Raw genomic sequence first — 22,394 nt, 5'->3', positions numbered from 1 at the left:
CCCGTGCTGCGTCGATCAACGAGGAGCGTCGCCCCGCATGGCCGAATCCCCCATCAGCGGTCACGGCTTCACCATCGAGCAACTCTTCTCCGGCCAGCGGTTCGGCTTGGACTACTACCAGCGTGAATACGTCTGGACCCGCAAGCACGTCGGCTCCCTCGTCGAGGACCTGTACCAGCGGTTCGCCGCCTCGTGGCACCCCGAGCACAGCAGGTCGCAGACGTCCGAGTACGCCCCCTACTTCCTCGGGCCGTTCGTGTACTTCGAAGAAGGTGAGACCACCTACCTCGTCGACGGCCAGCAGCGCATCACCACGCTCCACCTGCTGCTGATGCACCTCCGCCGACTGCTCGTCGAGCAGCAGATCGACGCCGACGACGACCTGAGCGAACTCGACAAACTCATCAGGGTCTCCAAACACGGCCGGCGCACCTACACCATCGCCATCGACGAGCGGAGCGCACTACTCGACTCCATCTACAAGGGAGGCCCCTACACCCTCCCGAAGAACTCCACACAGTCGTTGCGCAACCTCCACGAACGCGCCCGCGACCTCGACGAGACCTTCCCGCCCGAGCTCCGCGGCGAAAGCCTCCTCCCCTTCCTGGACTGGCTCCGCGACCGCGTGTGCCTCGTCGGTATCAAAGCCGACAGCCGCGAACAGGGCTGGGAGATCTTCAAGACGATGAACGACCGGGGCGTCAAGCTCGACCCCATCGAACTACTGAAGGGCTTCCTGCTCTCCCACGGCCACGACCGTCACCGACTCGACGTGAAGTGGCGGGAGATGCTCGCCCAGATCATCGCCAACGAGCCCCACACTCCCAGCGACTTCATCACCGCCATGCTGACCGCCAAGTTCGCCGATCTCTCCGAAACCGGACCGGACAGCGACACCGACAGGATCGGCACGGCGGCGCACGAATGGGTCCGCGAGAACCACGGCCGGCTCAGCCTGCACGGCAAGGACTCCTACGACCGCTTCGTCACCGATGAAGTCTGCGGCCTCGCCGACCGGTACGCCTCCCTGCTGCGCGCCGCGAAAGAGCCCTACGAGGGCCGCGAAGCCGTCTTCTACAACGCGGTGAACGGACTCGACTGGCAGTACACCGCGATCCTCGCCGCCGTTTCCCCCACCGACGACCTCGACGAGTTCTGGAGGAAGACGGTCCCGATCGCCGGATACCTCGACCTCCTCTACGTTCGCCGCTTCGTGAACGACAGGGCGCGCCAACCCGAGGCCCTGGACGACGAGGTGGCCCATCTGGTGCCGCGGCTCCGCGACTGCCGAACCGGTGACGACGTCAGGAACCTGCTCAGCCAGGAGATCGCCGGACTGGACGACGACTTCACCGGGATCGCCGCGACCAAGTTCGGCCTGCGGCACGACAACAGGAAGCAGGTGCGCTACCTGCTCGCCCGGGTCACCGCCTGGGTGGAGAAGGAATGCGGCAAGCCCGACCCCATCGCCGACTACCTGCGCCGACAGCGTCCGTACGAGATCGAGCACATCTGGGCCGACAAGCCCGAGCGCTACCAGTCCGATGCACCCACACTCGCCAAGTTCAACGCCCTGCGCGATCGGCTCGGCGCCCTGCTGCTCCTGGACAAGAGCGAAAACGCGAGCTACCGGGACGCTCCCCTCAGCGAGAAGGTCGAGTCCTACCGCCAGCAGAACGTGCTCGCCGCCTCGCTCCACCCGGAGTTCCACCGCGCCAGGAACCCCGGGTTCCGCAAGCTCCGCACCAACAGGGAGTACGGGCTGGCGAGACTGTTCCAGAGCTACAAGAACGACTCCGAGTTCACCGCGAAAGCCATCGACGAGCGCCAGAAGCTGTACCAGCGGCTGTGCGAACTGGTGTGGGCACCGGAGAACTACGGATTCACGGTCCCCAAGCACGTGACGCCCGAGCGGCGTGCCGCCCGGCGAGGGCGGGCACGCTACGACGTCACCGTGGCCCAACTCGTCCGGAACGGCTACCTGGCTGCCGGGCAGGAGATCTTCGGCACCCGCGCCGGTGAGCGCTACACCGCCACCGTCCTCGGCGACGGCCATGTGAAGGTCGACTCCGGGGAGATCTTCACGTCCGTGTCGTCGGCGGCCATGTTCGTCCTGAACCGGCAGTCCGCCAACGGTTGGACCTTCTGGCACGCCAAGAAGGCCGGCGGTAAGGCCACGCTGAAAAGCGTCCGCGACGAGGCCCTGAAGGCGGGCCTTCGGGACCAGCCGGCACTTGAGTAGTTCCTGCTGCTCCTTGCGAGCGAGCAGCGTTCCGGCGCAGGTGCCGGACGATCCCGGCGGCGGCACCGGCGACCGCCGCACCGCTTGCGAAAGCCAGCAGCAGGCGCCCCGCGCCGCTGCGGGTGCGTTCCGCTCCCTCCGGGGGCACGCCGCCCTCGCGGTCGTCGCCGAGCTGCGCGGGCTCGGCAGGGCCCGCCTTCTGATACTCCTCGTCGAGGATCTCGTTGAACCGCCGATCCAGCCGGCGGCCGGTCGTCCTCAACCGGGACTCGCGAGCGGCAGCCCAGTAGGCGCGCCCCACCGGCCCGCGGAACATCTCGGCGGCGTTCGCCCGCAGCCGCCTCTCCGGCATCGCGCCCGCCCGGAACGCCGTCCCCCACTGCGTCACGATCATGTTCGTGTAGAGCTGCTGCTTGCGGGCCTTGGGATCCTCGTCAGCGGGCACCGGCCCCCAGCACTCGTCAAGATCGGGATCGTCCATGGCCATCTGGAGCAGCTCGCCCATCGCCTGGCGGCGGCTCTCCTCGACCGAGTGGCGCGTCTCCCGCGCCTGGAAGACCAACGTCACCGCCACACCGACCAGCGCCAGGACCGAGATCAACGCGGACACCGCGCCGTAGGTCTGCCCGATGAGACTCAACCGCTCCCACTCCCCGTCGGCCCCGCCGAAGGCCCGCAGCCCCAGCGGCGAAAAGCCGACGAGCACGAGCGCCACCACGACGAGCAGCAGAACCGTGGCAACAGTCAGCGGCCGGGTGTTTCCGCGCTCCGATGCCGAGGACGGCACCACCGTCCACCGCCTCGGCTCAGGCCGTGACGGGCTCCGGAGTCCGGGGAGCGATCTCTCGCCCGAAGAACTCCATGAACGGTTCGGCCTGCCGGTACAGCGCGGAAACAGTGTTGGCGGCGTCACGCGCCAGCGCAGGATCGTCGACCCGCTTCGCCCCGGCCGGGGCCCAACGCTCGTCGTAGTGGACCTGGTAGACAACTTCCCCGCCGTACACCATGAGTTCCGGTAGGGGCCGTTCCCGCTCGAACAAGCGGACCCGGCCGGCGTCGAGTACTCCGATCTCGAAACCGCTCTCGACGAATATCCGATGACTGTACATCTCCCACCGAAGGTAAGGGGTGGGCGGGAGCTCGACGATGCGCAGACGCCGCAGCCTGAGACCCAGGCGCGCGTACTGCTCGGCCTCGCCCCGAATGGCGGCGCGCTCGCTCTCGAAGATCTCCAGGACGCGGTCCCAGTCGCCGGAGCAGAACGCGTCCCAGGCGGGGTCCCCGGTCTCGTAGAAGAACTGCGACCGTTCCAGTTTCCACACCTCGCCGGTCATGGCCGGGTCCGCGCGCAGGTCGGCGGCGTCCGCACGGTAGGCGCGGCGGTCCAGAAAGGTGCCCTCAGCGGCACGGATGTCGTCAAACATCGGCGATGTCCTCCTTGGCGGCGCGCAGCATCTCACCGGGGATGACCACCAGCCGCTCGTCGGTGCCTACGCTCAGCCCGGTCGGCAGGCGGTCGCCGAATCGCTCCGTGACATCGCGCCCCACGATCGCGACATCTCCGTTGTCGAGTTCCCAGATCTCCGGGCAGTCGTCGTTGACCCGGCTCTTGTCGAGTTCGGCTGCGGTCTTGCCCATACGCCGCTTGAACCGAGCGGAGAGGTCAACGTCCCACAGGCGTTCCACTGGGATCCTCCCATGTGCAGGGGGCGGGAGAGGAACCATTCCCGCCTCGGCGCGTTGGACACCCGACACCCTACGAATGGCGGGATCCGGCCAGGCGGATGCATGACCGATTCAACCCGTTTCGCCGCCGTGACCGTTGCTCTCGGCCATACTGGGGCGTCACGGTGGACCCACAACGAGCCTCGCGCGCCCAAGGAGCCTCCCCGTATGCCCTCGCCAACACCCCCGCACCACGAAGCGGCGTTCGAGACGGTCATCGTCGACTCGCTCACCGGGACCGGTGGATGGGTGGCAGGACTCCAGCAGGACTACGACCAGCGGCTCGCGCTCGACACCGGGCGGCTGTTCCAGTTCCTCGGCCGCACCCAGCCCGACGAGTGCAATCGGCTCACCGAGCTCTACGGCGACGACACCGGGGAATTCCAGCGGCGCTTCGCCGAACACATCGCCCGCGAGATCGACCGGCGGGGAGTCCTCGACGTGCTGCGGCACCCCGTCAAAGACCGCGGAGTGCAGATACGGCTCGCGTTCTTCAAACCCGCGGGTGCGGGCGCCGCCGATGCCAACGCCGAATACGACGCCAACATCCTCACCGTCACCCGGCAACTGCGCTACTCCGCGAAAGACCCGGAGAAATCCCTCGACCTGGCGCTGTTCTGCAACGGGCTGCCGGTCGCCACCGCCGAACTGAAGAACCCCCTCACCGGGCAGACCGCGGAACACGCCAAACGGCAGTACCGCACCGACCGCGACCGGCGCGAGCCGCTGCTGCGCAAGCGCGCTCTGGTGCACTTCGCGGTCGACACCGACGAGGTGCACCTCACCACGCGGCTCGCCGGGAACGCCACCGTCTTCCTCCCGTTCAACACCGGCTCGCGAGGCCCCGGTGTCTCCGGCGGCAAAGGCAACCCGCCCGCCGGATCCTCCGGGTACGCCACCGGCTACCTGTGGGAACAGATTTGGCAACGCGACACCTGGCTCGACCTGCTGCGCCGGTTCCTGCATCTGGAGCTGCCGGAGAAGGGCGCGAGGACGCCTCCGCACGAACGGCGGCTCATCTTCCCGCGCTACCACCAGTGGCACGCCGTGGACCGCATCACCGACCACGTCGCCCGGCACGGCAGCGGCCACAACTACCTCGTCCAGCACTCCGCCGGCTCCGGCAAGTCCAACACCATCGCCTGGCTGGCGCACCGGCTGTCCACCCTGCACACGGTGCCCGACCCCGCCGGCCTGGCCCCCGGAACCGGGCTGGGCGCCGACCAACTGGTGTTCGACAAGACCATTGTGGTCACCGACCGCTCCGTACTGGACAAGCAACTCGGCGACACCATCTACCAGTTCGACCACACCCCCGGCGTGGTCAAGCGCATCACCACCACCGACGGCAGCAAGTCGGGCCAGCTCGCGGCGGCGCTCGCCGACGCCACCACGAAGATCATCATCGTGACCCTGCAGACCTTCCCCTACGTGCTGGAACAGGTCACCGCGCTGCGCGGGAACCGGTACGCGATCGTCGCCGACGAAGCCCACTCCTCCCAGTCGGGCGACTCCGCCTCGGCCATGAAGCGGGCCCTGCGCAAACTCGGCAGCGACGACGTCGACGCCGACGGCGACCCCCTGACCGCATCGGCGCTGGCGCGGGGCCGCCATCCGGAACTGTCGTTCTTCGCGTTCACCGCCACCCCGAAACCCAAGACCCTCGAACTGTTCGGCACCCCCGACCCGGTCACCGGCAACCCCGAGGCGTTCCACACCTACTCGATGCGCCAGGCCATCGAGGAAGGCTTCATCCTCGACGTGCTCGGCAACTACATCACCTACGCCAACTACTTCCGACTTGCCGGGCCCGACACGGACGACCACGAAGTCGACACCAAGAAAGCCCGCTCGGCGCTGGTGCGGTTCGCGATGCTGAGCCCGGAAAGCATGCAGCAGCGCGCCGAAGTGATCGTGGAGCACGTCCACCGGGACACCCGGCACCGCATGGGCGGCCGCGCCAAGGCGATGGTCGTCACCGGGTCGCGCAACCACGCCGTGAAGCTCTACCGGGCCATCACCGAGTACGCGGCGACACTGGGATACGGCGACTGCAAGGCGCTCGTCGCGATCTCCGGCGAACTGGAGGTCGACGGCAACTCCGACGACAAGGTCACCGAAACCACCCTCAACGGGTTCGGCGAGAAGGAACTCCCCGAACGGTTCGGCTACACGCGCGCCGACGACCCCGACGCCCCGGCGAACGGCAAACCCGAGTACCGCATCCTGATCGTGGCCGACAAGTACCAGACCGGCTTCGACCAGCCGCTCCTCACCACGATGTTCGTGGACCGCAAACTCACCGGCGTGCAGGCGGTACAAACCCTGTCGCGGCTGAACCGCACCCACCCCGCCAAGAGCCAGGACGACCTATTCGTCCTCGACTTCGCCAACGACGCCGAGGACATCCGCGAATCCTTCCAGCGGTACTACGAGACCACCCTGACCACCCCCACCGACCCGAACCTGCTCTACTCGGCCGAGCGCGAGGTCATGGAGCACCAACTGCTGGTCGAGCACGAACTCGCCGACTTCGCCGAAGCGTTCGCGGCCGCCGACCGCTCCCCCGCCGAAGGCCGCGAACGGCAGCGCCTGCACGCGGAGATGAACCGGCACACCGAACCCGCCGCGAAGCGGTTCGTCCGACTGCAGGAAGAGGACCCCGATGCTGCGGAGTCCTTCCGCACCGCTCTGCGGGACTTCGTCCGGATGTACGCCTTCCTCGCCCAGATCGTGCCGTTCACCGACAGCGGGCTGGAGCGGCTCTTCCAGTACGGCAAGCTGCTGCTGAACCGGCTGCCCAACCGCAAGGAGGAATCCGACATCGACCTCTCCGGGACCGCCGTCGAGCAGTTCCGGCTCAAGCGGACCGGTGTGCACGACGAACGCCTGGCCTCCGAGGGCGCACAGGTGCTGCCCGGGTTCTCCGACGGCGGGAGCGGCGCCGCGAGGGAACCGGAAACGGGTTCCCTGCAGGAGCTCATCGACGAACTCAACAAGAAGTACGGCGGGCACGCGCACCCCGGCGACATGGGCGACCCCCTCGACGCGCTCGTCGGCGAACCCGAGATGGCCAACGCCGCCGACGCCAACGGCGAGGAGGACTTCGGCCTGGTCTTCGACACCGCCTTCGAGGACAAGGTGTACGAGATCGCCCAGAGCAGAACGGATTTCCTCCGGATGTTCAGTGACAACGACGAATTCCGGGAGGAGTTCGTGCGCAAAGCCCGCGGGCGCGCCTACCGGCGGCTGCGCCGCGACGCCGCCTGACCACCCCCTGCTCCACGGAAACACGGCCCTTCGATGTTCCAGCAACGCGTCATCGCCGACCGCTACGAACTGACCGCCCCCCTAGGCCAGGGCGGCATGGGCGTGGTCCTCCGCGGCTACGACCGCCGGCTCGACCGGCGGATCGCCGTGAAACTCGTGAGCAGGAATCACCTGAGCGCCTCCGGCACGCAGGCCGACGTGCTGGTCGAACGCTTCCTGCGGGAGACCCGGATGACCGCCCGCGTCGAGCACCCGGGCGTTCCGGCCGTTTACGACGCCGGAACCGAGAACGGGGAGCTGTACCTCGTCATGCAGCTCGTGGAGGGGCAGAACCTCGGTGATTTCCTCGCGCAGCGGGGCTCGCTGCCCGTGGAGGGCGCGGCCGCCGTCGGGGCGCAGCTCGCTTCCGTCCTCGCCGCAGCTCACGCCGGGTTCCTGGTGCACCGCGACATCAAGCCCCCCAACGTCATGGTGGGCCCGGACGGCACGGTGAAGCTCCTCGACTTCGGTATCGCGATCCTGCTTGATCCGAGCATCTCCCGGCTCACCCGAAGCCACGAGGCCCTCGGCAGCGCACCGTACATAGCTCCCGAGTTGTGTATCGGCGGGGACGCCACCGCGCGCACCGACCTCTACGCGCTGGGCTGCCTGCTGTTCGAGGTGCTCACCGGACGTCCCCCGTTCACCGGCGCGCGCACCGAGGCGGTGATCTACGACCAGGTGCACACCCCACCGCCCCCGCTGGGCGAGCTCCGCGACGACGTGCCCGCGCCGCTCGCCGCACTCGTGGCCGACCTCCTCAGCAAGGAGCCGGCCGACCGTCCGGCCGATGCCGACGAGGTTCTCACCCGACTGGCGCCCCTTCTGCCGGCCCCGCGACCCGTGGGAACCCCCGACACGGGCGGGGAGCACGACCCGAGCCACCCGTTCCGGTACCCGTTCGCCTCCCGTTCCAGGACCGGCAGCGACCCCGCGCGGGCGGCCACGTCCCCCTTCCCCGCGCCGAACCCGACCGGGCCGATCGACCCGGATCGGGTGTACGACGAGGTTGCTCGCCTCGTGGAGAACCAGCGTTTCGTCCAGGCCGGCGACGTCCTCTCCGACGCGCTCGCCAATCCGGAGGAGTTGCCCGACGACGTCTGTCTGCGGTTCACGCATATGCGGGCCGACGCCTGGATCTCCGCCCGCCGCGTCGACCAGGCCGAACGGGAGTACCGGCGGCTGCTCCCACTGCTCATCGAGCATCACGGAGAGGGGGCGACCGACGTCATCGACTGCCGGCACGCTCTGGCCGCGTGCCTGGTCGACCTGGACCGCTGCGCCGAGGCCGTCGAGGTGCTGCTCGACCTGCTGGACAACTACCGCGCGCTCGGCGAGGAGGAGACACAGGACGCCCTTGAGGTCCGTCTCGAACTCGCCCGCTGCTACGCGGCTCTGGGCGAACTCGACAACGCCCGGAACCGGCTGCGCGACCTCCGCGACGACGCCGTGCGCGTCCTGGGCCCCGACCACCCCCTCACCAAGAAGGTGCAGCGATTGCCGCGTCAACGTTGAACGGGAATCGGCGTTGCGGGAGAGGTATCAGCGCCCACCCCAGCCAACGCCACGGATGGTCGAGCACTACTCACCTCCGTTCACTCGGTCAGCAAGACCGGATCGGCGCCGGCCTCCAGCGCGGCGCGATGCTGGGCCGGCCTTGCGGTCGCACTCGTCGGGCGACTCCTTGGGCCGCGCCGCCTCGCGGCCATGGGTGGTGTCCTGGTCCTCTCGGGCTCTGACCGGTTCATCCAGGGGCGCTGTGAGCGCCTCTCCGGCCGAGGGGTTGAACCCCGGAAGGTTATCGATTATCGTCGATTACCGATGAGTGATGATGTGGTGGATCGACGTGAAGCCGAGCGCTACGCCGACTGGTTCAAGGCGCTGGCCGACGCCACGCGGATCCAGATCGTCACGCTGCTCGCCCGCCGGGGCGCAACGCTGAGTGTCGGCGAGCTCGTTGCGGCGGTGGACGTGGGCCAGTCGACGGTGTCGCACCATCTCAAGGCCTTGGCCGAGGCCGGTTTCGTGCTCGTGGACCATGAGGGCGCCTACAGCCGCTACCGCCTCAACGAGGAGTGTGTGGAGGCCTTCCCCTCGGCCGCCGACGTGGTGATGGGCCGTCCCGCCCCGGTACAGGCGGGCGGGCGGTCGGGCACCGGACGCTGGGGCCGACCCCGGTGAGCGCCCCTGCCACAGCCGGCGTCCCCGGCGGAGCCGGGGACCTCACGGGGCGGGGCTCGGGCGCCGCCTATGGGATCCTCATCGCACTGGGAGTCCTGGACGCGGCCGGCTACAGCGTGATCGCCCCGGTGCTGCCGGCGCTGGCGCAGCGCACCGGCGCCGGGCCCGCGGTCATGGGCCTGATTGTGGCGGCCTTCCCTCTGGGCATGGTCGCGGGATTCGCTCTGGGCGGCGCCGCGATGCGGCGTAGCGTCCCCCTGCGGGTCGTGCTGGCTGGTCTCGTCCTGATCTGCGCCGGCTGCGGCGGCTTCCTCACCGCCTCCGAGGCACCGCTTCTGGCCGCCGCCCGCCTGGTGATGGGAGTGGGGTCGGGATGCCTGTGGCTCGGCGTCACCTTCGCAACCCTGTCCTACTGGCCGACTCAGAGTTATGTGTGCATGAGCCGGATCTTCGCCGCCTACTCCGCGGGCGGGCTGCTGGGACCGCTGCTGGGGTCGGTCCCGGGAGTCCGCGGCCCCTTCGCCGCCTACCTGCTCGCCGCGCTGCTCATGGCCGTCGCGGTGGTACTGCTGCGGCGCCGGCTGCCCGCCCGCGGTCAGGGGTTCACCGGCGACCGCAAGGCGATCGGCTCGCCCGGGTTCTGGGCGGCGTGCGCCGGCATCGCGTTCGCGGTGATGGCGCTGGGCATGCTGGAAGGGGTACTTCCGCTGCACTTCGGCTCACAGCTGAGCCAGTGGCAGATCGGGGTGTTCTACGCCGCGACGTCAGTGGTGGTGGCCGCGGCCGCCGCACTTGCCGCACGGATGCGCCCTCGCGTTGCGCTGCTGGTCGCGACGGTTCTGGTTGTTGCGGGTCTCGGCGGAGCGGGGACCGTCGCGTCCGTGCCGGTCTGGATGGCGGCGCTGGCGGTAGGCGGTGTCGGCATCGGCATGGCCAACACGGGGTCGATCGGCGTACTCCTCGAAGCGGTGCCCGCCCGGCGCATCGTCACGGCGATGGTGCTGTGGTCGCAGCTGGGGATCACGGGCTATCTGCTCGCGCCCCTGCTCGGCGGCCCGATCGCCGAGACGGCGGGCTACGGCGGTGTCGCCGCCGTTCTGGCCGCCGCCGGGCTGGTCGTGGTCCTCGCCCTGCTCCGGCAGCGCCGCGCCTGACCCCGCCCGCGCGGTGCCGCACATACAGCGGGCGGGCTCCGGCACCGCGGCGCCGGTGACCGCCCCACGTCGTCAGCAGCAGTAGCGCAGGTAGGCCCGGAGGTCGTCCAGCGCCGCCAGGCTGCGGTCGCGGTCGGTGCGGTAGAGCACGATCTTGCCCTCGCGGCGGGAGGCGAGGATGCCGCCCCGGCGCAGCAGGGCCAGCTGCTGGGAGGCCGTGGACTGGCCGATGCCGACGCGCTCGGCCACCTCGCCGACAGACAGCTCGGCTCCCTCGGCGAACAGCAGCATGATGCGCTGGCGGGTCGGGCTGGCCAGCGCCTTCAGGAAGTCGTGTGTGGCTTCGCCCAGGCCGGAGGGGGTCGCCGCCCCGCATCCCTCGACTCCGAGGCCCTCGCACTCCCGCACGCCCGCCGACTCGCTCATGGGCCCCATACTCCCACATCGTCATATCGTAATTTCACGATTTTACGATATGATCAGGTCATGAGTACCCCTGACGACACCGTGGTCATCGTGGGCGGCGGCCAGTCCGGACTGGCCGCCGCCCACGCCGTGCGCACCGCGGGCCTGCGCCCCCTCGTCCTCGAAGCCGGCGACCGCGCCGCCGGCTCCTGGCCGCACTACTACGACAGCCTCACCCTCTTCTCCCCCGCCCGCCACAGCGCGATGCCCGGTGCGCCCTTCCCCGGCGACCCCGACCGCTACCCGCACCGCGACGAGGTCACCGCCTACCTGGAGCGCTACGCCGCTGGGCTGGACGTGGAGATCCGTACCGGCACCGCGGTGGAGGCGGTCGAGGCCGACGGCGCCGGGTTCGCCGTGCGCACCGCCGACGGCCGCACCCTGAGCGCGGCGGGCCTCGTCGCGGCCAGCGGCTCCTTCGCCAACCCCCGCCTGCCCGCGCTGCCCGGTCAGGACGGGTTCACCGGGCGACTGCTACACGCCGCCGACTACCGCACCCCCGCCCCCTTCTCCGGCATGCGCGTCGTCGTGGTCGGCGGCGGCAACTCCGCGGTCCAGATCGGCTACGAGCTGTCTGGGACGGCGTCGGTCACGCTGGCGTCCCGCCTGCCCATCCGCTTCCTCCAGCAGCGCCGCGGGGGCCGCGACCTGCACGACTGGCTGGTGGAGACCGGATTCGACCGCCTCCCGCCCGAATGGCTGGTCCACTACGTCGGCGGCACGCTCGTCATGGAGACCGGCGACTACGAGCAGGCCCTGATCTCCGGGCGGCTGGATTGGCGGCCGATGTTCACCGCCTTCGACGGCGAGGCCGTCGTCTGGGCCGACGGCCACCCCGAACCGGTCGATGCCGTCATCTTCGCCACCGGCTACCGGCCCGCCCTCGGCTACCTGGGCCCACTGGGCGCGCTCGGCGACGACGGCGCGCCCCTGCACACCGGCGGGGTTTCGGCCACCCACCCCGGGCTGGCCTACGTGGGCTTGGAGTTCCAGCGCTCGTTCTCCTCCAACACGCTGCGCGGCGTCCACCGCGACGCCGCGCACGTCGTCGCTCCGCTGGCCGCCCATGTGCGCAAGGCCCCGGCCGCCGCCGGGCTCTGAACGGGCGTCCACCATGCAGCGGCCGCCGCCCGGACGGCGACCGGCACCGGTCGGGCGGCCGCCACGTCACGTTCCGGGCGGTCCTGCCCGACGGCCGACGACCCCTGGGGCCCGGCAACCTGCACCCTTGTCGAACGGACGACTTGGGGCGGTGGCGCCGGGCCCGGCAGCTGCCCTTCGCGTCGCTGAGGCGGACGCGGGCCGCCGCCCGGCCGAGCGCAATGCCCGACCCAACCGCCTGCGCCGCCTCATTGACGTCGCGGCACCGCGGCTCGGCGCAGGCACTACCCACCTCGTTTCGGCCGCGTGAACACGGCCGCGACCGCGCCGAGGGCACCGATGGCCGCCAATGCGGCGAACACGGCAGGGTAGCCGCCGAGCGGCCCGGCCAGCGCCGCACCGGCCCACGGCGACAGGGCGAGGACCAGCATCAGCGGGGTGTGCAAAACACCGTTCAGCGTGGCGTGGCGCTCAACCCCCCACCGGTCGGCCACAGCAGTGGCCTCCAGCAGGGTGAAGATGCCGCGGGCCATGCCGGCCAGCAGCGCGATCGCCATCAGCAGCGCCACCGGGGAACTCACGGCGGCGAGGAGACCGGTCGTCAGTGCGCATGCAGCGAGCACGAGCACCGCCCGGGCCACCGGTCCGGCCCGGCGCTCCAGCGGCGCGTAGACCAGTCGTCCCAGCACCTGGCCGATCCCGCCGATCCCCAGTGCCCACGCCGCGGTGGTGGCGTCGAAACCCCGGGCGTCGAGCAGCGGGACCAGGTTGACAACGACCGCATAAACCCCGAAAGCGCCCAGTGTCAGCGCAGCGGTCAGTGCGAGAAACGCCCGCCCCGCGACCACCGGCCCGACCGCGTCCGCATGCGCCCGCGCGCGGCTCGCTGGACCGGTGCTCTGCCAGGGCGCGGTGAGGGCGAAGGCGTGCAGCGGGACAACCACGCCCCCGAGCACCGCAGCCAGCGCCAGGTAGGCTCCGCGCCAACCCAGCGCCTGCTCCAGCGCCACAGCCAGCGGGGCGAAGATCGTGCTGGCCAGCCCGGCCGCCAACGTCAGAACAGTCAGCGCCTTGGTGCGCCGGGGCCCGTACCAGCGGGTCAGGGCGGCGAAGGCGGGCGGATAGAACAACCCGGCCATCGCCGCCCCCGCAACGAGCCACGCGGCGAAGAAGCCCCACAGTCGCGGGGCCCACGCGATGCCGGCAAGGGCGGGGACGGCGACGACGGCCGCCCACGTCATGACGGCCCGCGGGCCGGAGCGCTCCATCCAGCGGCCCACGAGGGCGCCGCCCAGCCCAGCCACGATTTGGGACGCCGAGAACGCCGCCGTCAGGTGCGCAAGCGGCCATCCGGTATCCATGCTGATCGCCGGAGCCAGCACGGGGAAGGCGTAGAACAGCACCCCGTAGCTCGTGGTCACGGTCACGCACAACGCGATCAGCGCCCGTCGGGCCCGCGGGGCGACGGCCCCCGCGGGCCCGACGGGCGGGGTCTCCGCGGGCCCGACCGGCGAGGTATCCGCCCCCTGCCTCACTTCAGGACGGGCAGGGCGGGGTGCGCGAGCTCCACCGGATCCGGAGCACTGCCGCAGCAGCCGCCCGCGCCCTCCCCTTCGCCGGCGGCCGCCTCGGCGAGCCACCCGCCGACGGCCAGCGGCTTCTCCGCGGCCGGCGACACCAGACCCCGCCACGACGAGAACAGGCGCACATGCCCCCATTCGCGCATGGCCGCACCCGCTTCGGCACCCTTCTCCAGCACCACCGCGGGCAGGCCGCGCCGCTCCACCTCAGCCGCCGCGGCCGGCCCCACCGGTCCCGCACCGATCACCGCGACCGGAAGCCGATCAGCCATCTCTCACCTTTTAATCGATTGGAATCGATCGATACGCTATCGACCCCAGTCAATGAATGCAACCATCGATCATGGTCGATAATTGAAGTGTGCCCGACACGCCGCACACCGCCGCGCTGCCGACGCCGCCTAATTCGCCTCCCTGCCCGAACCCGCCCAGGTCCGGCTGCACACCGGCGTCTCCGCGTCAAGCTCCGTCACGGTCGGCGGCCGCTGGCGGGATCGCGAAGACCATCCGCACGCGCGGGGGACACGCCTCGAAGCGGCGGAGAATGCCGACGTTGCGGGGGCCGTACCCGCGGGCTTTCACTTCGCCGGAACCGACGACAACCCATGCTTCAGCGAACTCATAGGGCCCCGGATGTGGTTCTGTCCTCGGCTCGGCGTGCGCTGGCAGGTGCATCGTTGTTCAATGAAAACCGTCCTGTCGTAGAGCACTGGCAGGATGTGCACGTGGACAGCCGAAAGCAGGAGACCATCGCGGCCTATGACGCCGCGGCCGTGGAATACGCCACCGAGACGGCTCGACTGCCCGACGCTATCCGCACCACGTGCGCGCGGTTCGCCCGGCTGCTCGCAGGGTCGGGCCGGGTTCTTGAGATCGGCAGCGGCGGCGGTCGCGACGCCCGGGCGCTGGAGGAGTACGGCCTCAGCGTGCGGCGCACCGACATCACCCCCGGATTCGTCGCGATCCTCCGAGGACAGGGGTTCGAGGCCGACCTGCTGGACCCGCTCACCGATGGCCTCGACGATCCGCGCAACCCGGGTGCCCGCTACGACGCGGTCTGGGCCCAAGCCTGCCTGATGCACGTGGACCGCGGCGACCTCCCCAGAGTCCTCGGCCGGTTGGCCGGCGTGACCAGGCCGGCCGGTCTGATCTTCCTCTCGGTCACCGAGGGCGACGGGCACGGGCGTGAAGCCGGCCGCACCGGATCGCGGTACCACCGAACCGACTGGCGCGAAGCGGAACTGCGCGGGGTCGTGAACCACGCGGGGTGGGTGGTCGACGAGGTCTGGTCGAGCCAAGGCAAGTACTCACCGTTCCTCAACGTCCTCGGCCACCGGGCCGAGGCCCGATAACCGCGCGACCGTCGCCCCCGTTGTTGCGGCCCGCACCGACGCGTTGAGCACGAGGACAAGCCTGCCAGGGGAACCGCACGTCGGCATGCCGACGCCTTCTCGTCCGTGCCTCGCTCAGGTCGGGGGGAGGTCGGTGAGGAACTTGAGGACCAGGTCGGCGAACTCTTCCGAGCGTTCCATGAGCAGCGCGTGGCTGGACCCCGGGCCGGTGAACAGCTCGAACGAGACCGCGGGGATCGTCTCCGCGACGATGCGCCCCTGGTAGGCGGGCGTCAGGAGATCCTGCTCCCCGGCGACGACGAGCGCGGGCGCCGTAATGCCGCCGAGGCGGTCGAGGCTGTCGTGCGCGAGGTCCGCGTCCCATTGTTCGGCGACCGTGGCGACTTGCTCCTCCGTACTGGGCAGCAGCGGTTCGAGCTGTGCCGTCAGCGGACCGAACGCCTCGGAGTCCAGCAGTTCCCGCGAGTAGATGATGCCGAGCGCGGTGAGCGCCCTGTCCCGGTGTCCGGTGCGCCAGGGATGGGCCAGCGCGGTGAAGAGGGACCGCTGAAAGGCGTCCGTACGCCCCCAGGTGCCGCACAGCACCAGCGAGGCGACGAGATCGGGGTGGCGCAGCGCGAGCTCCTGGGCGACGGCGCTACCCAGCGACCAGCCCAGCAGGTGCGCGGGGGCGGCGCCGAGTCCGCCGAGCAGGTCGGCGAGATCGTCGGCAAGGTCGGCCGTGGTGACAGCCCGCTCGCCGCGCTCGGAGCCGCCGATGCCGCGGTGGTTGTAGGTGATCACTCGGTGCCGGGAAGCCAGTGCGGGCAGCAGTGGAGCCCACATCCGGTGATCCTGTCCGGTTCCGCACACCAGCACGAGTGGTGTGCCGGACCCGGTCTCGCTGATCTCGAGTCGGGCGCCGTCACCGACCGGGATACGGCGCGGCGGCTCCGGGCTGAGCGCGAAACCGGTGTAGCCCTGACGGGCGGTCTCGTCGCAGCGCCGGCGGTACTCGCCGGCACCGCCGGCATAGCCCAGGATCACGCGTGGCTTGCCGGGTACGTTGGCGCCGGTGTACCAGGAGTCGACGTCGCCCAGCAGGGTGAAGCCGGCGACCTCGTTGACGTGCCGGACCCAGGCGTCCTCGGCGTCGGCCGTCGCCTCCATCAGTGCCAGGTTCCGCCGGCGAAGGTGGGCGACGGCGTCGGAGATCCAGTCGACGGCGTGTTCGATCGACACGACCACATTGCCGAAGACCGCGGGGCTTCCGGGCCCGGTGACGAGGAACAGGTTGGGGAAGCCGGCCACCGCCAGCCCGAGATAGGACGCGGGTCCGGCGGCCCACTTCTCGCTGAGAGCGGCTCCGTGGCGTCCGCGGATCTCGATCTGCGACAGGGCACCGGTCATCGCATCGAAGCCGGTCGCGAACACGATGACGTCCACCGGGTACTCGACGCCGTCGACCAGCGGCCCGCGCGGCGTGATGGCGTCGATAGGGGTGTCCTTGATGTCGACGAGGTGAACGTTGGACCGGTTGAACGCCTCGAAGTACCCGGTGTCCACACAGATCCGCTTGCCGCCGAGGGGATAGCCCCTGGGAAGCAGGCGCTCGGCCACGTCCGGATCCTGGACCTTCTCCCGGATCTTGCCGCGCAGGAACTCGGCCGCGGTGTCGTTGGCGGCCCGGTCGATGAGGAGGTCGGCGAACGCGCCGTACATGGGCAGCCCGCCCATCCGCCACCGGGCCTCGTACTCGCGCCGGCGCTCGTCGGCCGAAACCGCCAGCGCCGACTGCTTGTTGACGGGCACCGACAAACCGAACACGGAGTGCCGGGCGAACTCGCGGCGCCGGTGGAACTCCGCGCTGGTCTCGGCCGCATCCTCCTCGCCCGCGGGGAGGTTGAACGCCGGGACGCTGAAGCTCGCCGTGCGCTGGAAGACGAACAGTTCGTCCGCCTGCTCGGCGACGACGGGGGTGACCTGGATGCCCGAGGATCCGGTCCCCACGACCGCCACGCGCTTACCGGTGAAGTCGACGTTCTCGGCCGGCCATGCGCCGGTGTGATGCCACTCTCCCGCGAAGTCCTCCAACCCGGGCAGGTCGGGCATCCATGGGACGGAGAGGCACCCGGTGGCCATAACGCAGTAGCGCGCCCGGACGAGGTCGCCCCGGTCGGTTCCGACCGTCCAATGGCCGCTCTCCTCGTCGAAGACGGCCCGTTCGACGCGCGTGCCGAGCTGGATGTGCGGGCGCAGGCCGAACCGGTCGGCCACGTGATCGAGGTAGCGGAGCAGCTCCTCCTGGCGGGGATAGCGTTCGCTCCACCGCCACTCGCTCCGCAGCTCCTCGGAGAACGAGTACTGGTAGTCGACGCTCTCCACGTCGCAACGGGCACCGGGATAGCGATTCCAGAACCAGGTTCCCCCCACCCCGCCGCCGGCCTCGAACACCCGTACGCTCAGACCCTGCTCCCGCAGGCGGTAGAGCTGGTACAGGCCGGCGAAACCGGCGCCCACGACGACGGCGTCGTAGTCGGCCGTGTGCCGTGGCTGGTGGCCGGCGCCCATATGCGTTCCCTTCGTCGCCGCGCGAGTCAACCGGAGTCTTTCACTGACGCGGACGCTTTCGGGCCGCTCTCAGCCCGGAAATCTGTGAGTATTCCCGCCGATTTCCCACACGCGCCAGACCCGGTCGCCGTCTTGCGCCGTGCGCCACGTCCGGCGCGCGAACAGGGATCACTCGTTGGCGGCGCCGTCGGCCTCACGTATCGGTGCGGAACCGTCGCCGTCCGGTGTCCGGGCGGGCAGATCGGCCGAGGCCAGAAGGGCCAGCTTGCCCGCGTCGTCGGATCCGGCGTCCGGGTGGTACACGACGAGTTTCAGGTTCTCGGCCCCTCCCACGCTCAGCCGCTCCCGGTTGAGCGTGAGTTCCCCGATCTGCGGGTGGTCCAGCCGGATCGGCGTCCCGCGCTGTCCGCGTACTTCATGGCGGGCCCAGAGTCGGCGAAACAGGGGGCTCGCCAGTGAGAGCTCTCCGACGAGATCGGCGAAGCGGGGGTCCTCGACGTCGTTGCCCACGGACTGCCGCAGGTTCGCGATGAAGCACTCCGTGACGTTCTCCCACTCCGGATACAGCCTCTGCTGGCCCGGATCCAAGAACATGTCCCTCAACTGGTTGCCGCCCACGACGAGTCGGGGATCAAGGGCTTTGGCGAGGGAGTTCGAGGCCAGGATGTCGAAGTACCGGCCTTCGATGAAGGCGGGCTGGACGAGGGAGTCCAGGAGCTTGAGCGCGCCGGGCGGCACGGTCTCCTTGCGCACTCGGCGCCTGCGCTGCCGGGCCGCCGCGGAGACCAGGTCCAGCAGGTGGGCGAAGTGGTCGTCGTCGAGTTGGAGCACCCGCGCGATCGCCTCCAGCACCTGCACGGACGGGTTGCGATCGCGGCCCCGCTCCAACCGCAGGTAGTAGTCCGCGCTGATGCCGGCGAGCATGGCGACCTCCTCCCGCCGCAACCCGGGAGCACGCCGCACCCCGATGTTGGGGATGCCCGCCTGCTCAGGCGTCACCAGCTCGCGCCGAGCGCGCAGGTACGCACCGAGGGCGTTCGTCTTCTCGCTCATGCCGCCAGCCTAGATCGCCCTGAAGCGAATAGCGGGGGTCCTGTCACACCCCCGGCTCGACAGGGCTCTGGGCCCCGCAGAGCGGGCCCGCATAGCGTTCCTGACGGTCCGCTCGGGCCACGTATTCGTAAGGAGACCCCGTGACAGTCACACTCATCACCGGAGCGAACAAGGGCATCGGCTTCGAGACGGCCAAACAGCTGCAGGCGTTGGGCCACTCCGTCTACATCGGCGCGCGCGACGCCGAACGGGGGGAGAAAGCCGCGGCCGCGATCGGCGCGCGATCCGTGCAGCTCGACGTGACCGACGACGCGTCGGTGAACAATGCGCTGGCGACGATCGGTGCGGCCGAGGGCCGGCTCGACGTCCTGGTGAACAACGCGGGCATCCTGGCGGCCGGAGAGGTCGACGGTCCCTCGGCCCTGCGAGCCTTCGACACCAACGCGGTGGGGATCGTGCGGGTCACGGAGGCGGCGCTTCCCCTGCTGCGCAAGTCCGCGAATCCCACCGTCGTCACCGTTTCGAGCAGCGCCGGGTCGTTCTGGGCGGTGACCAACCCCGACCGGCCCGAGTTCGACCTGTCGTTCGCGCTGTACTCCGCGTCGAAGGCGGCGGCCACCATGCTGACGGTGCAGTACGCCAAGTCCCAGCCGGACATCAAGTTCAACGCGCTGGAGCCCGGCCCCACCGCCACGGACATGACCGCGGCCTTCGGAATCGGACGGCCGCCCGAAGAGAGCGCCGCGACCGTCGTGCGCCTCGCGACCCTCGACGCGGACGGCCCCACGGGAACCTTCCAGGACGAGAACGGGGAACTGCCCTGGTAAGCGCGTCAGCACCGGCACGGGAACGCAGCGGCGACGGCCGCCAACCGACGAGCGCGTCCCCGATCATCACGACCCGAGTACCAGCCCCGGTCCGGGGCGGAGAGAGGCGATCATCATGGCTGACTTCGACATCCACGAGTTCTACCGCCGCTACGTCGAGGAGCTCAACGCCCACAGGTTCGACGGCATGGACCGGTTCATCCATGACGAGGTCACCCTGAACGGCGAACCGGGCACCCGGGACGATGTCGTCGCGGTCCAGAAGGCGGACATCGACGCGGTGCCGGACTTCCACTGGGAGGTCCAGGAGTTCCTCGTCGACGGTGACCGGGCGGCCGTCCGGGCGATCAACACGGGCACCCCCGCGAAGGAGTGGCTCGGTGTGGCTCCCACCGGTGCCTCGTTCGAGATCGTCGAGTACGCCATCTACCAGATCCGCGAGGGGCGGTTCGCGCACATGACGGCCCTGCACGACGCCTCGGGGCTGAAGCGGCAGCTGGCGGGCTGACCCGTGCCTACCGACCGGGCCGGAGGCGCCGGGGGCATGCACCGTCGGTGCTTGACCGCGCCGAGGTGCCCGAGGCCCCTCGCCGCGGCGTTGCGCTGCGGCGAGGGGCTTGGTGCGCACGGCCTCGAACGCGGTCGGGGGGCCGCAGGTCGCTGCGCGGGCTCAGGATGATCACCCGGTGGCCGCCGCGGGCGCGAGGATCGCGGTGAACGCCGCCCCGAGCGTGTCGGCGAGGGCCGCCGAGTCGCCCAGGTATCCGTTGACCATGCCTCCGTCGCGGAGGATCATCAGCTGCCTCGCGGTGGCGTCGATGTTCTGCACGCCTGCTTCCATGGCGAGTTCGGCGAAGAGGCCGAGCATCCAGCGACGGTGCGCGTCGACGGCGCCTCTGACCGGGTCGTCGGGATCGGAGAACTCCGCTGCGGCGTTGATGAAGGCGCACCCCCGGAACCCCGGGCTGCAGCTTGCCGCGCCGATGTCGGTGGCGAGTGTGCGCAGCGAGCCGGCCGGGTCTCCCGCACGGCGGATGCTCTCCATCCACTGCCGTTCGGCGGCCGCCTGCTGTTCCAGATAGGCGACGAGGAGGTCGCTCTTGGTGCGGAAGTGGCGGTAGAAGGTGACCTTCGTGATGCCGACCTGCTCGATGATGCGATCGGCGCTGACGGCGCGGATTCCGTGGGCGTAGAACAGCTCGCTTGCCGCGGCGAGGATACGCGCACGTGTGTCGGCGCCCGACGTTGCGCGCGCCGCGACTCCGGTTGCGTCTGCGTGCATCGTCCCCTCCGCTAGACCACGTTGGATCCGGTTGCGCCGACGCTCAGGGTAGCGCACCTCCACCATGTAGACGTACTGGTAACTATACCGCCCGCCGACCGCAGTGGACAGAGCTGCCGCGGGCGGTGCGCACGGTGCTTCCCGGACGAGAAGGCGCAGGCGCGGCGGCACCTCGGCGTGGAAGCGGAAGCGGGTCCGCTCGCCTTCGCGGCGGTCCCGCGGGCGCGCGGCGCGCGCCGCCGGGCGGCGGGCGCCCGGCGGCCTGGCCTTACGCCGGGGTGCTAGAACGTCCAGACGGCCTTCGGGCCCGGGCCGACGAGCAGCGTCGAGGTGCCGAGCCGCTCACGATGCCGTGTCCCGGGCGGACGGTTCAAGCACATCCGCACGCGCCGCAGGCCGACCCGGTCCTGCGGCACGGCGTCGAACCTGACCGTGGTGTATCCGTCGCTCGCCACGGCTCCGTCCGGCCGCGTCTTGACGCGCATGCCGCCTGCGCGGAGCAGCGGGACGGTGTTGGCCAGGTCGGACCCGGTGACGGCGAGGTGCACTCCGGTGACGTCACGCATCAGGCGGTCGCGGTAGCCGTCGGACAGGTAGCGCTCCCGGCCCACATCCCCGGGGAAGCCGGGAGGCTCGGTGTCGCTGCGCGGGTCGGCGAAGTACTCCGGCCGGTACTCCATGGCCCAGGCGCCGAAGGTGTCGTACTGCTGAGTCGTGAAGACCGCGTCGAACCACGGCACCGGTCGGCCATCCCCGAAATCCCGGGTCTGCTGGAACTCGACCGGGTCGGGGACGCCCTCGCCGGGCAGGCGGGCGATCACCTCGGCCAGGTCGCCGTCGCGCTCGGTGGATACACCCGTACCCGCCGCGCCGAGCTCTCCGTCCTTCCCGGGCAGATCCCCCACACCGAACAACTCGAAGTACGTCTCGCGGCCGAGGAGGTAGCGACCGATCCAGGTGCCCTGCTCACCGGTCGTCTCGCGGATTTGGAAATCGGCGAAGGTATGCAGATAGTCGGAATGCTCGACCGCGTCCGCGGTCGCCCGGTCGAGAACGGCGTAGCTGTGGTTGTAGTAGGTCAACGGGCGCTTTCGCGACGTCGACGCGGCGGCGTGGGCGCTCGCCGGCGCAAGCCCGGCGGCGGTGGTGGCGGTGGCTCCGGCGACGACTGCCTGCAACATACGGCGACGGCTCAGCATGCGGGAATCGTAGCGTGTCGACCGCCGCGGCAGAGGTGCGTGAGCCACTCGATCTATCCGGAATTCCTTTCTGGAAGTCGTGTTCCGGAGTAAGCCCGGTTCGCCGATTGATCAGCGGCCGTCGTCGCCTTCGCTGATCGTTTCTCCAGCATATTCGCACTGGCGGCGCGAGGCTCGGACGGAAACGATCACGCGCCGCACCGCTGTTCTCGCGTATGGCCCGATTCCGCTTGGCGCCTTCCGCGGCTACATCCTGACCGGGTTGGAGTCGCTCACCGCCCGCGAGCAGGCGCAGATCCTCGCGGAGACACTGGGGCGGCGCGTCGAGTTCGCCGCACCCGCACCGGAGGAGTACGCCCGGACGAGCATCGAGA

17 protein-coding genes and 2 pseudogenes are annotated in these 22,394 nt (G+C 70.2%); 9 read left to right on the top strand and 10 right to left on the bottom strand.

Annotated features, from left to right (window positions below; translation table 11 throughout):
• Positions 1-37 precede the first annotated feature (37 nt).
• Positions 38-2,149: pseudogene (locus ABEA15_RS04070) on the top strand (GmrSD restriction endonuclease domain-containing protein); the annotation flags it as partial.
• On the opposite strand, the gene ABEA15_RS04065 reads toward ABEA15_RS04070, so the two are convergent.
• Genes ABEA15_RS04065 through ABEA15_RS04055 form a run of 3 tightly spaced genes read right to left on the bottom strand, consistent with a single transcriptional unit; the run spans position 2,082 to position 3,928 of the window.
• Entirely contained in the window at positions 2,082-3,032 is a 951-nt protein-coding gene (locus ABEA15_RS04065; RefSeq protein WP_345555547.1) for a DUF6082 family protein, read from the bottom strand. The pseudogene ABEA15_RS04070 and the gene ABEA15_RS04065 sit on opposite strands and share 68 nt — an antisense overlap.
• A gap of 16 nt (positions 3,033-3,048) precedes the next feature.
• The gene (locus ABEA15_RS04060; protein WP_345555546.1) at positions 3,049-3,666 is read right to left on the bottom strand and encodes a DUF6879 family protein; all 618 of its coding nucleotides are present in this window, start codon (positions 3,664-3,666) and stop codon (positions 3,049-3,051) included.
• Positions 3,659-3,928, bottom strand: coding sequence for a hypothetical protein (locus ABEA15_RS04055; protein ID WP_345555545.1), 270 nt, complete (start codon positions 3,926-3,928; stop codon positions 3,659-3,661). The genes ABEA15_RS04060 and ABEA15_RS04055 overlap by 8 nt, the downstream gene beginning before the upstream one ends.
• Before the next feature lie 207 nt (positions 3,929-4,135).
• On the opposite strand from ABEA15_RS04055, the gene ABEA15_RS04050 reads away from it, so the two are divergent.
• From ABEA15_RS04050 to ABEA15_RS04035, 4 genes are all read left to right on the top strand, one after another.
• Positions 4,136-7,237 (top strand): type I restriction endonuclease subunit R, encoded by a 3,102-nt coding sequence (locus ABEA15_RS04050; RefSeq protein WP_345555544.1) that lies wholly within the window; start codon positions 4,136-4,138, stop codon positions 7,235-7,237.
• A 33-nt stretch (positions 7,238-7,270) separates the two neighbouring features.
• Positions 7,271-8,791 (top strand): serine/threonine-protein kinase, encoded by a 1,521-nt coding sequence (locus tag ABEA15_RS04045; RefSeq protein ID WP_345555543.1) that lies wholly within the window; start codon positions 7,271-7,273, stop codon positions 8,789-8,791.
• 306 nt (positions 8,792-9,097) lie between these two features.
• Entirely contained in the window at positions 9,098-9,457 is a 360-nt protein-coding gene (locus tag ABEA15_RS04040; protein ID WP_345555542.1) for an ArsR/SmtB family transcription factor, read from the top strand.
• Entirely contained in the window at positions 9,454-10,611 is a 1,158-nt protein-coding gene (locus ABEA15_RS04035) for an MFS transporter (protein ID WP_345555541.1), read from the top strand. Before ABEA15_RS04040 ends, ABEA15_RS04035 begins: the two co-directional genes overlap by 4 nt.
• Before the next feature lie 72 nt (positions 10,612-10,683).
• On the opposite strand, the gene ABEA15_RS04030 is transcribed toward ABEA15_RS04035, so the two are convergent.
• Positions 10,684-11,037 (bottom strand): ArsR/SmtB family transcription factor, encoded by a 354-nt coding sequence (locus ABEA15_RS04030; RefSeq protein ID WP_345555540.1) that lies wholly within the window; start codon positions 11,035-11,037, stop codon positions 10,684-10,686.
• A 60-nt stretch (positions 11,038-11,097) separates the two neighbouring features.
• On the opposite strand from ABEA15_RS04030, the gene ABEA15_RS04025 reads away from it, so the two are divergent.
• The gene (locus ABEA15_RS04025; protein ID WP_345555539.1) at positions 11,098-12,177 is read left to right on the top strand and encodes a flavin-containing monooxygenase; all 1,080 of its coding nucleotides are present in this window, start codon (positions 11,098-11,100) and stop codon (positions 12,175-12,177) included.
• Positions 12,178-12,461: 284 nt separating this feature from the next.
• Here ABEA15_RS04025 and ABEA15_RS04020 read toward each other — a convergent pair whose 3' ends face one another.
• Entirely contained in the window at positions 12,462-13,610 is a 1,149-nt protein-coding gene (locus ABEA15_RS04020) for an MFS transporter (RefSeq protein ID WP_425579355.1), read from the bottom strand.
• A 203-nt stretch (positions 13,611-13,813) separates the two neighbouring features.
• Positions 13,814-14,029 (bottom strand): annotated as a pseudogene (locus tag ABEA15_RS04015) (NAD(P)-binding protein); the annotation flags it as partial.
• Between the two features lie 453 nt (positions 14,030-14,482).
• Here ABEA15_RS04015 and ABEA15_RS04010 point away from each other — a divergent pair.
• The gene (locus ABEA15_RS04010) at positions 14,483-15,109 is read left to right on the top strand and encodes a class I SAM-dependent methyltransferase (RefSeq protein ID WP_345555537.1); all 627 of its coding nucleotides are present in this window, start codon (positions 14,483-14,485) and stop codon (positions 15,107-15,109) included.
• Between the two features lie 114 nt (positions 15,110-15,223).
• On the opposite strand, the gene ABEA15_RS04005 is transcribed toward ABEA15_RS04010, so the two are convergent.
• The gene (locus ABEA15_RS04005) at positions 15,224-17,659 is read right to left on the bottom strand and encodes an alpha/beta fold hydrolase (protein WP_345555536.1); all 2,436 of its coding nucleotides are present in this window, start codon (positions 17,657-17,659) and stop codon (positions 15,224-15,226) included.
• 168 nt (positions 17,660-17,827) lie between these two features.
• Positions 17,828-18,712 carry a helix-turn-helix domain-containing protein gene (locus tag ABEA15_RS04000; protein ID WP_345555535.1) on the bottom strand — a complete coding sequence of 295 codons (885 nt, stop codon included), beginning with the start codon at positions 18,710-18,712 and terminating at the stop codon, positions 17,828-17,830.
• A gap of 140 nt (positions 18,713-18,852) precedes the next feature.
• On the opposite strand from ABEA15_RS04000, the gene ABEA15_RS03995 reads away from it, so the two are divergent.
• Together ABEA15_RS03995 and ABEA15_RS03990 are read left to right on the top strand one after the other, a co-directional pair.
• The gene (locus ABEA15_RS03995) at positions 18,853-19,539 is read left to right on the top strand and encodes an SDR family NAD(P)-dependent oxidoreductase (RefSeq protein ID WP_345555534.1); all 687 of its coding nucleotides are present in this window, start codon (positions 18,853-18,855) and stop codon (positions 19,537-19,539) included.
• Positions 19,540-19,654: 115 nt separating this feature from the next.
• Positions 19,655-20,047 carry an ester cyclase gene (locus tag ABEA15_RS03990; protein WP_345555533.1) on the top strand — a complete coding sequence of 131 codons (393 nt, stop codon included), beginning with the start codon at positions 19,655-19,657 and terminating at the stop codon, positions 20,045-20,047.
• Positions 20,048-20,218: 171 nt separating this feature from the next.
• Here the strand turns inward: ABEA15_RS03990 and ABEA15_RS03985 are convergent, their stop codons facing one another.
• Together ABEA15_RS03985 and ABEA15_RS03980 are read right to left on the bottom strand one after the other, a co-directional pair.
• Positions 20,219-20,821, bottom strand: a complete 603-nt coding sequence (locus tag ABEA15_RS03985; RefSeq protein ID WP_345555532.1) for a TetR/AcrR family transcriptional regulator — start codon at positions 20,819-20,821, stop codon at positions 20,219-20,221.
• A gap of 281 nt (positions 20,822-21,102) precedes the next feature.
• Entirely contained in the window at positions 21,103-22,002 is a 900-nt protein-coding gene (locus tag ABEA15_RS03980) for a DUF5829 family protein (protein WP_345555531.1), read from the bottom strand.
• Between the last annotated feature and the right edge of the window lie 392 nt (positions 22,003-22,394).

Origin of the sequence: Streptomonospora halophila (assembly GCF_039542725.1) — a bacterium.
GTDB lineage: Bacteria > Actinomycetota > Actinomycetes > Streptosporangiales > Streptosporangiaceae > Streptomonospora > Streptomonospora halophila.
Note: the sequence above shows the minus strand (reverse complement) of the source record. Positions and strands in the feature narration are given on the sequence as shown.

Coding starts and splice junctions, on each gene's coding strand:
- ABEA15_RS04060 (WP_345555546.1), bottom strand. CDS start 3,666: ATGTTTGACGACATCCGTGCCGCTGAGGGCACCTTTCTGGACCGCCGC.
- ABEA15_RS04050 (WP_345555544.1), top strand. CDS start 4,136: ATGCCCTCGCCAACACCCCCGCACCACGAAGCGGCGTTCGAGACGGTC.
- ABEA15_RS04045 (WP_345555543.1), top strand. CDS start 7,271: ATGTTCCAGCAACGCGTCATCGCCGACCGCTACGAACTGACCGCCCCC.
- ABEA15_RS04040 (WP_345555542.1), top strand. CDS start 9,098: ATGAGTGATGATGTGGTGGATCGACGTGAAGCCGAGCGCTACGCCGAC.
- ABEA15_RS04030 (WP_345555540.1), bottom strand. CDS start 11,037: ATGAGCGAGTCGGCGGGCGTGCGGGAGTGCGAGGGCCTCGGAGTCGAG.
- ABEA15_RS04025 (WP_345555539.1), top strand. CDS start 11,098: ATGAGTACCCCTGACGACACCGTGGTCATCGTGGGCGGCGGCCAGTCC.
- ABEA15_RS04005 (WP_345555536.1), bottom strand. CDS start 17,659: ATGGGCGCCGGCCACCAGCCACGGCACACGGCCGACTACGACGCCGTC.
- ABEA15_RS04000 (WP_345555535.1), bottom strand. CDS start 18,712: ATGAGCGAGAAGACGAACGCCCTCGGTGCGTACCTGCGCGCTCGGCGC.
- ABEA15_RS03990 (WP_345555533.1), top strand. CDS start 19,655: ATGGCTGACTTCGACATCCACGAGTTCTACCGCCGCTACGTCGAGGAG.
- ABEA15_RS03985 (WP_345555532.1), bottom strand. CDS start 20,821: ATGCACGCAGACGCAACCGGAGTCGCGGCGCGCGCAACGTCGGGCGCC.
- ABEA15_RS03980 (WP_345555531.1), bottom strand. CDS start 22,002: ATGTTGCAGGCAGTCGTCGCCGGAGCCACCGCCACCACCGCCGCCGGG.